The following is a 14,808-nucleotide window of genomic DNA, read 5'->3' as shown; positions in this document are numbered from 1 at the left end:
GGGGAGGGTAAAGAGCCGCCAAAAGGCCAGGTCAGAGTCGCTTTGCCGGGCGGGCGTCCACGACCTGCGCGAGGACCTGACGGAGGATCCGGCTGCCCGGCGGCAGCAGCGGGGGCTCGTACGACCACGCGTGACCGACCCACGGATCGGCGAGGTGGTCGTCGGGGACGGGGGTGAGCCTCAGCAGCGAGCGCCAGAGGGGGTCGAGCACGGGTCCGTACGCGGCGGCGTCCTCGCGGGCGGCCACCATCAGCAGATGGACGCCGACCCCGGGGCCCTCGTCGGCGAGGTACCGGAGCCGGGTGACGGCCCGGTCGTCGAAGCCGTGCGGGAAGTCGTGCACGATCAGGAGCTGCCGGGCCGTGTCCAGGCCGGGCGGCAGCGCGTCGACCGCGCCGTTCCGCAGGGCCATCTGCAGCAGGTCGACCCGCTCGGTGAGCTGCTCGAGGACGGCCGAGACGCCTGCCGCGCCCCGGGCGGGCGGGGCGGCGAGCACACCGGTGTCCACGAGCGGCGCGAGCGCGGCGGTGCCCGCACCGGCCGCGTCGACGACGTGGACCGCGAACTCACCCGGCGGGTGGACGGCGAGCAGCCGGGCCGTGTGCGCGACCGCGCTGTCGAGGGCGAGCCGCTTCAGCTCGGTCTCGTCGAGGAGGGCGGCCGCCTCCGAGCGGCCGCGGCCGCTGTCCACCCAGAGCCCTCGCTCCATGGGGAGCCGGACGAGCATGGGGATGCGGAGCTCGGTGCGCTCGGGGAGGTGGAGGTCGCCCAGGCGCACGGCCATCGGCTCCTCCGCCGGGGGGCGGTAGGCGTGCCAGACCGGGTTGTCCCAGCGGGCGTAGGCGGGCGGCAGGGCCGGTTCGACGACCTCGGACTCGACGGCGAGCTGGGCGAGGTCCCGGTCCAGGACCTCCTGGGCCCGCTCGACCAGCTCGTCGTGCCGGGCGCGGGCGGCCGCCCGCGCGGCGTCGTTCGCGCCGCCGACCCGCGAGCGGTAGTCGGAGAGCGACTCGTCGAGCTCCCGGTCGAGCCGGGACTCGGCGAACTCGCAGGCACTGCGGTAGGCGGCGGCGGTACGGGCCAGGTCCTCGAACATCCCCCACACCTGGTTGTACAGGCGCTCGTCCATGGACCAGCCTGCCGCGTCCCCGGCGACGGGCAGGGGCGGCACCTGCGGCCCTTGCGGCCCGGGCGGACGCTGAGGAGCCTGGGGGGCCGGTGCGGGCTGCGGCTCCGGCGTGGTGGGCCGGCGCCGGGGGTGGGCGTAGCTGATCGGGCCTCCCGTGCCGGGGGCGGGCCGGGGGGCGGCGGGGGCGGGCTCCGGGGCAGGGTCCGGGTGGACCGGGACCTGGGCGGGTGGCGGCGTGTGGCGTGCGCGCTCCGTCTCCAGGATCGACGCGGCCAGGTCGGCGGGGCGCTCCAGGCCCTGGTCGCCGAGGAGGGCGGCGAGACCGCCCTCGTATCCCTGGCCCATGGCGCGGACCTTCCAGGCGCCCTGCCGGCGGTACAGCTCCAGGGCGACGACGGCGGACTCGCTGCCGAGCCCGGTGATCGTGTAGCTGGCGATCTCGGTGCCGTCGGGGCCGGTGACGGCGACGAAGGGGGCGGCGACCCTCCCGAAGGAGGTCGGCCCGCCGGTGCCGTCGGGCAGTGCCAGGAGGACGGAGACGCGGTGGACGGTGTCCGGGACCGCCGCCAGGTCGACGGCGAGGCGCTGGTCGGCGGCGGCCTGCCGGGGGACGTCCACGCCGGGGAGCGAGGGGGCGACGGGGTGGGCGATCCACTCCACGCCCGGGACCCTGCCCCGCTCGTCGCCGAGGGCGGCCCCGGCGACGACCGGGTGACCGGCCGACACCCTGATCTCCAGTCGGGTGTCGGGCAGGGGGTGGTTCTGCCCCCGGACCAGCTCGGCCGTCATCGGCTCTGTCCCCTCAGCGGTTCCCGGTACGAATGGTGCGGATGTGCGGCGGTGCAGCGGTGCGGTGGTTCGGTCGTGCGGCGGTGCGGTGGTGCGGGACAGCTCCCGGTGACCTGCTGCCTCCGGGAGCTGTGAGTGCGTCCTGCGCGGGCCTGCCTACAGGTGCGGCAGGATCGCGGGCATCAGGTCCTGGAACGTACGGCCGTTGGCCGCGTTGCCCAGGGCGGTCATCTGCCAGCCGGAGCCGACCCGGTGCACCTTCGCCATGATCTGCGCGGTGTAGTTGCCGCCGCCGTCGAGGGTGTAGCGCGCGAGCTCCTGGCCGTTCGTCTCGTCGACGATCCGACAGAAGGCGTTCTGCACCTCCTGGAACGTCTGACCGGTGAAGGAGTTCACAGTGAAGACGATCGTGTCGATGTGGACCGGGACCCGCTGGAGGTCGACGAGGATCGCCTCGTCGTCCCCGCCCTGGCCCGCGCCGCCGACGAGGTTGTCACCGGTGTGCTTGACCGAGCCGTCGTCGCTGACCAGGTGCCGGAAGAAGACCACGTCGACCGGCTGCTTGTCCGCGAAGAGGACGGCCGAGGCGTCCAGGTCGATCTCCTGGGTGCGCTTGCCGAAGAGACCGCGGCGCGGTGCCGCCTGCCAGCCGAGCCCCATCCGCACCTGGCTGAGGCTGCCCCCGCCCTGCTTCTCCAGGCTGATGGCCTGACCCTTGGTCATGTTGACCGTCACGCGCTTGCCCCTCTCGTTGCGTTCCCCGCGCCCGCTGTCCGGTGCGTGCGGTTGTCCAGCACCCTACGCAGAGGTACTGACACCGCAGAACCGCGGTCCGGATTTGTGTCGGTCTTGCAACACACCGGACCGCCTCCGGTCAGGCGATGCCCGCCTCCTTCATCTGGCGCAACTCCTTCTTCAGCTCTCCCACTTCGTCGCGGAGCCGGGCCGCGACCTCGAACTGCAGCTCGGCGGCGGCGGCGCGCATCCGGTCGGTCATCTCCTCGATGATCGCGGCCAGTTCGGTGGCGGGCCGGTCGCCCAGTTCGATCGTGCCGGACCCGCCGGCCTTGCCCCGGGACTTGGGGCCGTGGGCGGCGAGCGAGGGGACGGGTGCCTTGGCGGCCTTTCCGTCCTTCCCCTGGCGGTAGCCGCTGCCGAGGAGCTCCTCGGTGTCGACCTCCTCGCGGGCGATGGTCGCGACGATGTCGTTGATCTTCTTGCGGAGCGGCTGCGGGTCGATGCCGTGGGCGGTGTTGTACGCGACCTGCTTCTCGCGGCGCCTGTTGGTCTCGTCGATGGCCTGCTCCATCGCCGGGGTGATCCGGTCCGCGTACATGTGGACCTGGCCCGAGACGTTTCGCGCGGCGCGGCCGATGGTCTGGATGAGGGAGGTCCCGGAGCGCAGGAAGCCCTGCTTGTCGGCGTCGAGGATGGCGACGAGGGAGACCTCGGGGAGGTCGAGGCCTTCCCGGAGGAGGTTGATGCCGACGAGGACGTCGTACTCGCCGGCGCGCAGCTCGCGCAGCAGCTCGATGCGGCGCAGGGTGTCGACGTCGCTGTGGAGGTAGCGCACCTGGATGCCGAGCTCCAGGAAGTAGTCGGTGAGGTCCTCGGCCATCTTCTTGGTGAGGGTGGTGACGAGGACCCGCTCGTCCTTCTCGGTGCGCAGCCGGATCTCGTGGACGAGGTCGTCGATCTGGCCCTCGGTCGGCTTGACGACGACCTCGGGGTCGACGAGGCCGGTGGGGCGGATGATCTGCTCGACGAAGCCGTCGCCGCGGGAGAGTTCGTACGTGCCCGGGGTCGCCGAGAGGTAGACGGTCTGGCCGATCCGCTTCTGGAACTCCTCCCACTTCAGCGGGCGGTTGTCGAGGGCGGACGGGAGCCGGAAGCCGTGGTCGACGAGGGTCCGCTTGCGGGAGGCGTCGCCCTCGTACATGGCGCCGATCTGCGGCACGGTGACGTGCGACTCGTCGATGACGAGCAGGAAGTCCTCGGGGAAGTAGTCGAGGAGGGTGTTCGGCGCGGAGCCGGGCTCGCGGCCGTCGAAGTGCATCGAGTAGTTCTCGATGCCGGAGCAGGAGCCGATCTGGCGCATCATCTCGATGTCGTACGTGGTGCGCATGCGCAGGCGCTGGGACTCCAGGTGCTTGCCCTGCTTGTCGAGCTCGGCGAGGCGGGTCTCCAGCTCGCGCTCGATGTCGTTGACCGCGCGCTCCATGCGCTCGGGGCCCGCGACGTAGTGGCTGGCGGGGAAGACGTACAGCTCTCGGTCCTCGCTGATGACCTCGCCGGTGAGCGGGTGGAGGGTGGAGAGGGCCTCGATCTCGTCGCCGAACATCTCGATGCGGACGGCCAGCTCCTCGTACACCGGGAAGATCTCGATGGTGTCGCCGCGGACCCGGAAGGTGCCGCGGGTGAACGCCAGGTCGTTGCGGGTGTACTGGATGTCGACGAAGCGGCGGAGCAGCTGGTCGCGGTCCATCTCCTCGCCGACCTTGAGCGGGACCATCCGGTCCACGTACTCCTGGGGCGTGCCGAGGCCGTAGATGCAGGAGACGGAGGCGACCACGATGACGTCCCTGCGGGTGAGCAGGGAGTTCGTCGCGGAGTGGCGGAGCCGCTCCACCTCCTCGTTGATGGAGGAGTCCTTCTCGATGTACGTGTCCGACTGGGGGACGTACGCCTCGGGCTGGTAGTAGTCGTAGTACGAGACGAAGTACTCGACCGCGTTGTTCGGCAGGAGTTCGCGGAACTCGTTCGCCAGCTGGGCGGCCAGGGTCTTGTTCGGCGCCATCACCAGGGTGGGGCGCTGGAGCTTCTCGATCATCCACGCGGTGGTGGCCGACTTGCCGGTGCCGGTGGCGCCGAGGAGCACGACGTCCTTCTCGCCCGCGCGGATGCGCCGCTCGAGCTCGGCGATGGCCGTCGGCTGGTCGCCGCTGGGCTGGTAGGAGCTGACGACCTCGAAAGGCGCCACCGAACGTTCGATCTTGGAAACGGGCCGCATGCAACCACCGTACGACCCGGCACTGACACTCGGGCGGTGATCGGCTCACCGCCCCCTCCCGAGGTGTCCCGAAGGCGTCCCGTCACCAGTCCTGGGAGCGGTGGCCGCCGCGGGGGACGCTCCTGCGGGCGGCGCGGCCGGCGGGGCGGGCCGTCCAGTTGGCGGGCTCGCCGTAGGACGGCACGTGGCGCGGTGCGGGGACGCCGGGGCGGTGCACGCTCCGGGCGGCGGGCCGCTGCCAGTCCGGGTCGCCCATCACGAGCAGCGGGTCGAACATGACGACCACGGCGGCGAGGATGAGGAAGACCGCGGGGCCGATCAGCATCGGCAGGAGGAGCGAGGTCGCGGTGTCCCCGGTGCCGGCGGGCGCCTGGGCGCCCTGGAGGTGGACGCTGACGGCCGCCATGGCGGTGTAGTGCATACCACTGACGGCTCCGCCCATCACCAGGCTCGCACCGAGACTGGCCAGAAATCCATGCACGGAAACGGCCGCCCAGAGGGCCGCCGTGGCGGCCACGACGGCGATGACCACGGACAGGGCGACGGTGAGCGTGTCGTACTCGATGCGGCCGTGGAGGCGCATGCCGGCCATGCCGAGGTAGTGCATCGTGGCGACGCCGAGACCGGTGATCGTGCCGCCGGTGACCAGGGTGAGGGCGGTCGCCCCGCGGTACCCGACGATGAAGATCCCGATGCCGACCATGAGGACGGCGACGCCCAGGCTGGCGAAGGTGATGGGGCGGTCGTAGTTGATGGGCGCCTGCTGGACCGAGAAGCCCATCATGGCGATGAAGTGCATCGTCCAGATGCCGGTGCCTATGGAGGTGGCGCCGAGGGCGAGCCATCCGGCCTTGAAGCTGTCACGGTGGCGGAGCGACCTGGTGGTGCACCTCAGACCGAGGGCGCCGCCGAGGCAGGCCATGATGAAGGCCGCCACCGGAGTGACGAGGCCGTAGCTGAATCCGTCGACCGTGCCCTGCATGAGCGTGTGTCCTCCACCCCTGGTGCCACGTCGTCCGAAAACAGTCGGTACCGCTGGGTAGTACTACCGGGGCGAGATTATGGCGCGCCGGAAGCCTCACGACCACGTGACCGGGGAATTTCTGCTCGTGAGACCGGAGCGAGACCGGTCCGTGATCTGCGCGGCGGCTCGGCGCCCTTCTCGTGACCGGGCGGAGCCTGTTCCGGTCGGGCTGTCAGTGGCGGGTCGTACCGTGGGCGGCATGGACATCGAAGCGGAGCCGACGGGCGGAGAGCCGGCCGTCGCGGTGGAGTGGTCGGTCGTGGAGAGCGACATCGGTCCGCTCTTCCTCGCCGCGACCGGGCGGGGTCTGGTGCGGGTCGAGTTCCACGCCGACGCGGCGCGGCGGGTGCAGATGCTGGAGCGCTTGGCCGGCCGGTTCGGGGCGGAGCCGGTGGAGTGCGCCTCGGGGCTGCTCGCCGAGCCGATACGCCGGCTCGACGCGTACTTCGCGGGCGACCCGCGCGCGTTCGACCTGCCGCTGGACTGGAGCCTGACGACCGGCTTCAACCGGCAGGTGCTGCGCGAGCTGGCGACCGGCGTCCCGTACGGCACGGTCGTGGGGTACGGGGAGCTGGCGCGGCGCGTGGGGCAGCCCGGCGCGGCGCAGGCGGTCGGAGCGGCGATGGGCGCCAATCCGCTGCCGGTGGTGGTGCCGTGCCATCGGGTGGTGGAGAGCGACGGCGGGCTCGGGGGGTTCGGGGGCGGGCTGGAGACCAAGCGGCAGCTGCTGGCGCTTGAGGGTGTGCTGCCCGCGCCGCTGTTCTGACGCGTGCTCCGGACGGAGCCCGAGGGGAGCGGGCCGGGGCCTGTGTCGTGGAGAGGCTCCGGAGCCCGAGGGGAGCGGGCCAGGTGGCCTGTCCCATGGGCAGGCTCTGGGGGGCGTTCCCATCGGGTGGGACGGCTGGCACACTCACGTAAGTGACCAACACCCCCGACGCCCCTGACGTCACCCTGCCCGACGAGATATCCGCTCCCGTCACCGCCGCCGAGCTGCCCGCGCTGCGGCGGCGGATTCAGGCCGTCCTCATCGCCACCCAGATCCTCGGCGGACTCGGCATCGCCATCGGCGTCGCGCTCGCCGCCGTCCTGGCCAAGGACGTCAGCGGCACGGAGGCGCTGTCCGGCCTCGCCTCCACGGCGACGGTGGCCGGTCCCGCGCTGCTCGCCATGCCGCTGGCCGCCCTGATGGCCTCGCGAGGCCGCCGGGCGGGGCTGGTCCTGGCGTATCTGCTCGGGGCGCTGGGTGCCGTCGTGGTGGTGATCGGCGCGGCCGTCGAGAGCTTCCCGCTGCTCCTCGTCGGACTCGTCGGCTTCGGCGCCGGCTCCTCGGCCAACCTGGCGGCCCGCTTCGCCGCCGCCGACCTCGCCGAGCCCGACCGCAGGGCCCGGGCCATCTCCACCGTGGTGTGGGCGACCACGATCGGCGCGGTGCTCGGACCGAACATCGCCGCTCCCGCCGGTGAGAGCGTGTCCGGCCTGGGCATCCCGGCGACGGCGGGCCCCTTCGTCTGGGCCGCGGGCGTCTTCGTCGTCTCGGCGGCCGTGGTCGCCCTCCTCCTGCGCCCGGACCCCCTCCTCACCGCCCGCGCGCTCGCCGACTCCGGGACGGGCGAGCAGCCGGAGGGCCGCTCCCTGCGCGCCGGGATGCGGGCCGTACGGGAGTCGTCGCGGGCCCGGCTCGCCCTCGTCACCGTCGCCGCCTCGCACACCGCGATGGTCTCGATCATGTCGATGACCCCGGTGGCGCTGACCCACCACGGCGCGGGCATCCGGCTGATCGGTCTCGTCATCAGCGGCCACATCGCGGGCATGTACGCCTTCTCGCCCCTGATGGGCTGGCTGTCCGACCGGCTGGGCCGCCTTGCGGTGATCGGGCTCGCCGTCGGGCTCATCGCCGTGGCGGCGCTCATCGCGGGCACGGCCGGACCGAGCCACGGCCAGACGGCCCTGGGCCTCTTCGTCCTCGGCCTCGGCTGGTCCGCCGGGCTGGTGTCCGGTTCCGCGCTGCTCACCGACTCGGTGCCGCAGGCCGCGCGTGCCGCCGTCCAGGGCCTCTCCGACTTCGTCATGAACACGGCCGCCGGAGTCGGCGGACTCGCGGCGGGCCTGATCGTCTCGCAGGCGGGTTACGGGCCGCTCAACGCGATCGCCGCCTGCCTGCTGCTGCCGATGGCGGCGCTCGCGGTCCGCGGCGCCCTCCGGAAGGCCTGACCCGGCGGGCCCGGCGGACCGGGCGGGCGTCGCCCTCAGCGCGGCACCGCCGGGGAGGTCGCCCCGGGCGCCAGCCGACGCGGTGCCCCCGTCCCGTCGGCCGGTACGGACCAGACCGCTCCCCCGTATCCGTACGCGAGGGTCTCCGGGTCCGTCCACAGGGCCTGGTCGTCGATGCCGCGCCGCTCGGCGACGGCGTGCTCGCGCCCGGAGCGCAGGTCGTACACGTACAGCCGCCACGGCTCGCGCGGGCCTTCGGAGACGCGCTTCTTGAAGGCGACGCGGGTCCCGTCCGGGGAGAGCGACGGGCATTCGACGTTCTCCCGCAGCGCCCGGGCGGACCAGTTCCTCATGTCGCCCTCGACGAGGTGGGTGCGCCCGTCCGTCGAGACGGTGGCGTAGAAGCGGTTGTCGTCGGCGGCGAAGGAGACGCCCCAGTAGTTGACGTCGGGGGCGTGGTACCGGCGTCCGCCGAGGGTGAGCGGGATCTGCTCGATGTTCTTCACCAGGTAGCCGGTGCGCAGATCGAGGATGGACGTGCGGGTGGAGAAGGACGAGCGCGCGTAGGAGTCGCCCGTCGCGAACATCGTCCAGGCGAGCATCTGCCCGGAGGCGGAGACCCGGGCGCGGCTGGGGATGCCCGGCAGCGCGATGCGGCGCACCTCGCGCAGCCGGCGGTCGAGCACCAGGACGTACGAGCGGGCCGGGACGCCCGGCCGGCGCACGAGGCAGAGGACGGTGGGGCCGGCCGCGTGGAACCGGTCGCAGGCGGGTCCGCCCGCCACCCGGCCGCCGGGCGCGGACGGGTCCACGCGCGCGACGCGCCCGGTCGCGGTGTCCCGGACGTGGAGCGTGCCGGGGCGGCCCCCGTCGAGGGTGAAGCCGGCCACCGAGGACCCGACGGCCCCGGTCTGCCGCCCCGAGGCCGCCCGGAGGGTGTAGGCGGTGGCGCCGCCGCCGAGCAGGAGGAGGGCGAGGACGAGGATCCACACGCGCGCGGGGCGGGACAGGCGGACATCGGTCACGGCGGGCATGGGTCAGTCCTCTCGGAGGGTCGTGGACGAGGCAGGGAGCAGGAGCCGGTCGGCGGGCAGGGGGCTCTCGGCGGGCAGGACGCGGGTGGCGCAGCACAGGGCAGCGGCGAGGGCCAGAAGCGCGGCCACGAGTGCCGCCTGCGGACCGCTCGCCGTCCAGACGGCACCGAACGCGACGGCGGCGCCGAGCCGGGCCAGCGCCTGCGCGGTCTGGACGAGCGCGAGGCCGCCCGCCTGGCGCCCCTCGGCGAGGAAGGGCCCGGTCAGGGCCATCAGGACGCCGTCGGTGGCCGCGTAAAAGGTGCCGATCAGCACGAGGACGCCCCCGAGGAGGAGGGCGTCCGGTACGGGGGCGAGGAGCAGGCCGTACGCGAGGAGCAGCGCCCCGTGCCCGTACAGGAGCGGCCGGCGGCGCCCGACGCGGTCGGCGAGGCGGCCCGCCGGGACGGCGAGCAGCAGATAGACGCCGGCGGCGCCCAGCGGCAGGAACGGGAACCAGGTGGCGTCGAGTTCGAGCCGTCGCTGGAGCAGCAGGTACAGGAAGGCGTCGCCGACGGTGGCGGCACCGAGCACGGCGGCGCAGAGGAGGATCCGCCGGTACGCGGGCGAGCGCAGCACGGAAAAGACCCCGCCACGCGCGCGTGGCGCGGCATCGGCGGCATCGACCTCGGCGGCGGCCCGGAGGCCCGGCGCCTTCGACGACGGCCCCGGCCCCGCCACACGTCGCCGCCCCTCCGCACGTCGCCTCCCCGGGACCAGCAGCACCCACAGCAGGACGCCGAAGACCCCGACGCAGAAGCTGACGGCGAAGACCGCCTCGTACGCCTCGGCCGTGGCCCACAGCAGGGCGAAGGCGGCCAGCGGACCGAGGAGGGCCCCGGTGGTGTCCATGGCCCGGTGGGTGCCGAAGGCGCGGCCCAGCTCCTCGGGCGGGCTGTGCAGGGTGATGAGCGCGTCGCGCGGAGCCGTGCGGACGCCCTTGCCGAGCCGGTCGGCGGCGAGCGCGGCGGCGATCCCGCCGGCCGAGCCGCCCGCGAGGAGGAGGCCGAGCCGGGAGCAGGCCGAGAGGGCGTAGCCGAGCCCCGCGACCTGCTTGTGGCGGCCTCCGCGGTCGGCGGTGGCGCCGCCGATGATCCGGACGAGCGCGGTGGCGCCGGTGGAGACCCCGTCGAGCAGTCCGAACTGGAGCGGGGAGAGGCCGAGTCCGACGACGAGGTAGAGCGGCAGCACGGCGGTCACCATCTCCGAGGAGACGTCGGTGACCAGGCTGACCGCGCCGAGCGCGAGGACGGTGCCGGGGACGCGCCGCCTGCCCCGCGAGGGGGCGGGCGGCGCGCCGCGGCGACCGGTGGTCGCGAGGTACATCAGTGGCAGGTGTAGGTCGGGCCGGAGTCCTTGACCTGGTCGTCGGTGCCGACGTACTGCCAGGTGTAGGTGGTGTCGGTGAGGTCCAGTTTCAGCACCCCGTACGGGCCGCTGATCCGCTTCTGGCTGTTCGGCTGGACCGTCTCGATGGCGTAGGGCTCGGCGCCGCCCATGCCGCCGACGATCTCGACGATGCCGTCGGCGGTGGCGCGCCCGTTCGGGTCCTGCGGGGCGAACCGCTCGTAGTGGTGGTCGTGTCCGTTGAGCACGAGGTCGGCCTTGGCGCCGTACAGGATCTGCCAGACCGGCCGGGAGACGGGGTCGTTGCCGTGGCCGCCGGAGGAGTACAGGGGGTGGTGGAAGTAGGCGGCGAGGCAGCCCTTGGTGTTCCGCGCGAGGTCGTCCTTGAGCCACTGGATCTGCGCGGGGTCGTCGAAGGAGTTGGAGTCGAGGGCGACGAAGTGCCAGTTGCCCTGGTCGTAGCTGTAGTAGGGCTTGCCCTGGGGGTAGGCGATGGCGCCGAAGTACGCCTTGTAGCCGGCGAGGGAGCCGGCCGGGTCGTAGGTCTCGTGGTTGCCGGGCACCGGCCGGGTCTTCGCCTTGAAGACGCCCCACGTCTTGTCGTAGTAGGCCCGGAAGTCGGAGATCAGGGCGTCGTCGTACTGGTTGTCACCCATCGTCAGGTAGAAGGACGGGGCGATCCGCTGCGCCAGGGCCGCCGTCTTGGGGTGGGCGCAGGAGCTGCTGGAGGCCGTGCACTGGGCGGCGATGTCCCCGGCCGCGACGACGGTGAAGGCGCCGGTGGGCGGGGGCGTGGTGCCGGTCGTGCCGTACACCTCCACGGCGAAGAGGGAGTAGCCGTACGAGGTGCCGCGCGCGGTCCCGTAGACACGCAGGTGACGGCCCTTGCCGGTGAGTCCGGTCCAGTCGTCCGTGGCGCCGTTCCCGGCGGTCTCGGTGGCGAGGCGGGTCCAGGTGGTGCCGTCCTCGGAGATCTCGACGCGGTAGGCCTTGGCGTAGGCGGCCTCCCAGACGAGGCGGACGCGGGAGACGGTGGCCGAGGAGCCGAGGTCGACCCGGATCCACTGGGGGTCGGAGCCCTCGGCGCTGGCCCAGCGGGTGGTGGAGACGCCGTCGAAGGCCTTCTCCGGGCCGAACGTGCCGTCCTCGACGGAGGAGGCGGTGGCCGGCCGGCCCTGGGAGATCAGGGAGTCGGCGGCGGCGCCGGCCCGGTCCGGGTGGGCGAGGAGGAGTCCGCCGACGAGCAGCAGGACGGCGGTGAGGACGAGGGTCAGACGGGTGGTGGTGAGGGGGGTGGTGGGGCTGGTGATGGGGGTGCTGCGCGGTGGTGTGGAGGCGTACAGGCGCATACCTGGGCTCCCTGGCCTGAGGGGTCGGCGAGAGCTGGACACCGGTGCGGAGCACGCCGGCCCGGCCGCGTGGCGATTCGGGCGCCACGCGGCGGGGCGGTGCTCGGCGGCCGGGTCAGAGCTCTCGCTGAGCGCGTCACGCCCGGGGGGACGGGCGCCGCGCCAAGCCGCTGGCCGGGATGCTAGCCGATAGGAAGGTTTCCTACCAGACCTTCAACTCCCCACGGCTCCCGCCGATTTCGGAGCCGGTGAGAGCGAGCCTCAGAGACCTCAGAGGCTTCAGAGACTGATGTGGTACGCCTTGCGCAGGGTCTCGTGCACGGTCCAGGTCGTCCGGTCGCCCTCGCGCAGCACGCAGGCGTCGCCGGGGCCGATCTCCAGCGTCTCCCCGCCCTCGACGGCGACGGTCGCGCGTCCGCTGACCACCACGAAGAGCTCGTTGGCCTCGGTGTCGGTGACGACGCCGGGGGTGATCTGCCAGATGCCGCGCACCTGCTTGCCGTCGGCGGACTCCCACAGCACCTTGCCCGTCACCTCGGGCGTGCCGGAGACGATCTGGGCGGGGTCGAGGGGGTCGGCCTCAAGCTCCGCGTCGGGGATGTGCACGGCGAAGGAAGGCACGTCATGTGTCGTCATGGGCGGTGACTGTAGCGGGGGTCCGGAGCGGCCCGAGGACCGGGATCGGGTGGAATAGATTACTCCGCTTCGGCCCCTACCAGGCGACTTACCCGAATACGGCGACGGCGACGGATTCCGCACCACGCTCCCGGCAAGGCGCGCCGGGGCCCGCGACGGCGCTCCGCCGCAGGAGCGGATCCGCCGTCACGGATTCCGCAGCCGCACCCGGGGCCGCACACCGTGTGGCAGGAGCTCGCCACCGAGGTTTGCGGGGCCCGTGGTCGCGCCAGGAATGGGACATGTCCACACAGGTGTCCGAAGAGGTACGGGAGGCGCTCCACGAGGGCCGTCCCGTCGTCGCGCTGGAATCGACGATCATCGCCCACGGTCTGCCCCGCCCGCGCAACCTCGCCGTGGCCCTGGAGCTGGAGGAGCTCGTACGGGCCGGGGGCGCCGTCCCCGCCACCGTCGCCGTGATCGACGGCACCGCCCGGGTGGGCCTGGACCGGACGGCCCTGACCCGGATCGCCGAGGACCCGTCGGTGCGGAAGCTGGGCCACCGCGATCTGGCCCCGGCCCTGGCGGCCGGGGTGACGGGCGCGACGACGGTCTCGGCGACGGCGTGGCTCGCGGACGCGGCGGGCCTGCGGGTGTTCGCGACCGGCGGCCTCGGCGGTGTGCACCGCGGCTGGAGCGAGACCCAGGACGAATCGGCCGACCTGCGGCTGCTCGCCGGAGTCGGGATCACGGTGGTGTGCGCGGGGGTGAAGTCGATCCTCGACGTGCCGGCGACGTTGCAGCGTCTGGAGACCCTGGGGGTGACGGTCGTCGGGTACGGCACGGAGCACTTCCCCGGGTTCTACCTGTCCTCCTCGGGCGAGCCCGTCGACTGGACCCTGCGGACCCCGGAGGAGGTGGCGGTGGTCATACGGGCCCAGGACGCGCTCGGCGGGCCGCGTGCGGCGCTCGTCGTGGCCAACCCGGTGCCGGAGACGGAGCAGTTGGACCCCGCCCTCCACGACCGGGTCCTCGCGCAGGGCCTGGCGGCGGCGAAGGAGAAGGCGATCACGGGGCAGGCGGTGACGCCGTTCCTGCTCGACTACCTGACGGTGCACACGGAAGGGGCGTCCCTGGAGGCGAACCTCGCGGCGGTACGGGGCAACGTGCGGCTCGCGGCCCGGATCGCGACGGCGTACGGCGCGGGGGCGCCGGACAAGGGGGCGGGCGGCACAGGGGCGAGCGGCACGGGGGCGGGCGACCTCGACGCGGCCGACACGGGGCCGGGCGGCACGGAAGCGGCCGGCGCGGGCGGCCGGTGAGGCGGCGGGGGCGCGGCGCGCTGCTGGTCGTCGGGGACGTGGTGACGGACGTCGTCGCCCGGCACCGGACGCCCCTCGCGCCCGCGACGGACACGGCGGCGGAGATCCGCACCCTCCCGGGCGGCGCCGGGGCCAACGCGGCCTGCTGGGCGGTCCGCTCCGGATGCGGGGAGGTACGGCTGCTCGGCCGGGTCGGGACGGACGCGGCGGACTGGCACGAGCGCGCGCTGCGACGGGCGGGGGTGCACCCGCTCCTCGTCGCGGACGCGGAGGCGGCGACGGCCACCGTGATCGCGCTCGTCGACGCCTCGGCCGAGCGGACCTTCCTCACGGACAGCGGCGCCGCGCTGCGCCTCTCCCCCGCCGACTGGACCGCCGGCCTGCTCGACGGCGTGGCCGCGCTGCACCTGTCCGGCTATCTGTTCTTCGCCCCGACGAGCCGCGAGACGGCCCGGCGGGCACTGCGGGACGCGCGGGAGGCGGGCGTTCCGGTGAGTGTGGACCCGGCCTCCGCGGGCTTCCTCGCGGAGCTGGGGGTGGACCGGTTCCTGGCGGCGACGGCGGGCGCCGACGTGCTGCTGCCCAACGCCGACGAGGCCCGGCTCCTGGCCGGGGGCCGTGAACCGGAGGCGGCGGCCGCGGCGCTGAGCCGGCGCCATCCGCTGGTCGTGGTCACCCTCGGAGCGGCGGGCGCGCTGGTCGCCGAGGACGGCGCGGTCACGGCGCGAATGGCCGCGCCCCCGGTGCCGCCGGAGCGACGGGTGGACTCGACGGGCGCGGGCGACGCGTTCACCGGGGCGTTCCTGGCGGCCCGGCTCGCGGGCGCGGACGCGGTGAAGGCCGCGGAGGCGGGGTGCCGCGCGGGCGCGGAGGCGGTCACCGTCGTGGGAGGCAGACCCCCGGGTCCCGCCCCCGAAACGGCTCCCTAGGGCCTGTCCG

At 73.7% G+C, this 14,808-nt stretch carries 12 protein-coding genes; 4 read left to right on the top strand and 8 right to left on the bottom strand.

Annotated elements, in window-relative coordinates; translation table 11 throughout:
- Nucleotides 1–31 precede the first annotated feature (31 nt).
- From ACZ6K0_RS30915 to ACZ6K0_RS30900, 4 genes are all read right to left on the bottom strand, one after another.
- Entirely contained in the window at nt 32–1,918 is a 1,887-nt protein-coding gene (locus ACZ6K0_RS30915) for a TerD family protein (RefSeq protein ID WP_469228184.1), read from the bottom strand.
- A 156-nt stretch (nt 1,919–2,074) separates the two neighbouring features.
- Nucleotides 2,075–2,653 carry a TerD family protein gene (locus tag ACZ6K0_RS30910; protein WP_376395062.1) on the bottom strand — a complete coding sequence of 193 codons (579 nt, stop codon included), beginning with the start codon at nt 2,651–2,653 and terminating at the stop codon, nt 2,075–2,077.
- A 139-nt stretch (nt 2,654–2,792) separates the two neighbouring features.
- Entirely contained in the window at nt 2,793–4,928 is a 2,136-nt protein-coding gene (uvrB, locus tag ACZ6K0_RS30905; RefSeq protein WP_376395065.1) for an excinuclease ABC subunit UvrB, read from the bottom strand.
- A gap of 82 nt (nt 4,929–5,010) precedes the next feature.
- The gene (locus ACZ6K0_RS30900; RefSeq protein WP_376395068.1) at nt 5,011–5,910 is read right to left on the bottom strand and encodes an MHYT domain-containing protein; all 900 of its coding nucleotides are present in this window, start codon (nt 5,908–5,910) and stop codon (nt 5,011–5,013) included.
- A 241-nt stretch (nt 5,911–6,151) separates the two neighbouring features.
- Here ACZ6K0_RS30900 and ACZ6K0_RS30895 point away from each other — a divergent pair, with 241 nt between their 5' ends.
- Nucleotides 6,152–6,718 carry a methylated-DNA--[protein]-cysteine S-methyltransferase gene (locus ACZ6K0_RS30895; RefSeq protein ID WP_376395071.1) on the top strand — a complete coding sequence of 189 codons (567 nt, stop codon included), beginning with the start codon at nt 6,152–6,154 and terminating at the stop codon, nt 6,716–6,718.
- Nucleotides 6,719–6,870: 152 nt separating this feature from the next.
- A complete protein-coding gene (locus ACZ6K0_RS30890) occupies nt 6,871–8,163 on the top strand; it encodes an MFS transporter (RefSeq protein ID WP_469228187.1) in 1,293 nt (430 codons plus the stop codon).
- Nucleotides 8,164–8,198: 35 nt separating this feature from the next.
- Here ACZ6K0_RS30890 and ACZ6K0_RS30885 read toward each other — a convergent pair whose 3' ends face one another.
- From ACZ6K0_RS30885 to ACZ6K0_RS30870, 4 genes are all read right to left on the bottom strand, one after another.
- On the bottom strand, nt 8,199–9,197 hold the full coding sequence (locus ACZ6K0_RS30885; protein WP_376395076.1) for a TolB-like translocation protein: 999 nt from the start codon (nt 9,195–9,197) through the stop codon (nt 8,199–8,201).
- Nucleotides 9,198–9,200: 3 nt separating this feature from the next.
- Complete coding sequence (locus ACZ6K0_RS30880; RefSeq protein ID WP_469228189.1) at nt 9,201–10,562, bottom strand: MFS transporter; 1,362 nt, start codon at nt 10,560–10,562, stop codon at nt 9,201–9,203.
- Entirely contained in the window at nt 10,562–11,932 is a 1,371-nt protein-coding gene (locus ACZ6K0_RS30875) for a discoidin domain-containing protein (RefSeq protein ID WP_469228192.1), read from the bottom strand. The genes ACZ6K0_RS30880 and ACZ6K0_RS30875 overlap by 1 nt, the downstream gene beginning before the upstream one ends.
- Nucleotides 11,933–12,211: 279 nt before the next feature.
- Entirely contained in the window at nt 12,212–12,568 is a 357-nt protein-coding gene (locus ACZ6K0_RS30870; RefSeq protein ID WP_329624093.1) for a cupin domain-containing protein, read from the bottom strand.
- A 281-nt stretch (nt 12,569–12,849) separates the two neighbouring features.
- Between ACZ6K0_RS30870 and ACZ6K0_RS30865 the strand changes: the two genes are divergently transcribed.
- Together ACZ6K0_RS30865 and ACZ6K0_RS30860 are read left to right on the top strand one after the other, a co-directional pair.
- Nucleotides 12,850–13,869 carry a pseudouridine-5'-phosphate glycosidase gene (locus tag ACZ6K0_RS30865; protein ID WP_469228194.1) on the top strand — a complete coding sequence of 340 codons (1,020 nt, stop codon included), beginning with the start codon at nt 12,850–12,852 and terminating at the stop codon, nt 13,867–13,869.
- Nucleotides 13,866–14,798: a carbohydrate kinase family protein gene (locus tag ACZ6K0_RS30860; RefSeq protein ID WP_469228196.1), complete on the top strand. Its 933-nt coding sequence runs from the start codon at nt 13,866–13,868 to the stop codon at nt 14,796–14,798. The genes ACZ6K0_RS30865 and ACZ6K0_RS30860 overlap by 4 nt, the downstream gene beginning before the upstream one ends.
- Nucleotides 14,799–14,808 lie beyond the last annotated feature (10 nt).

This window comes from Streptomyces sp. NPDC042346, from assembly GCF_055581845.1.
This window is presented reverse-complemented; position numbering and strand designations above follow the sequence as displayed.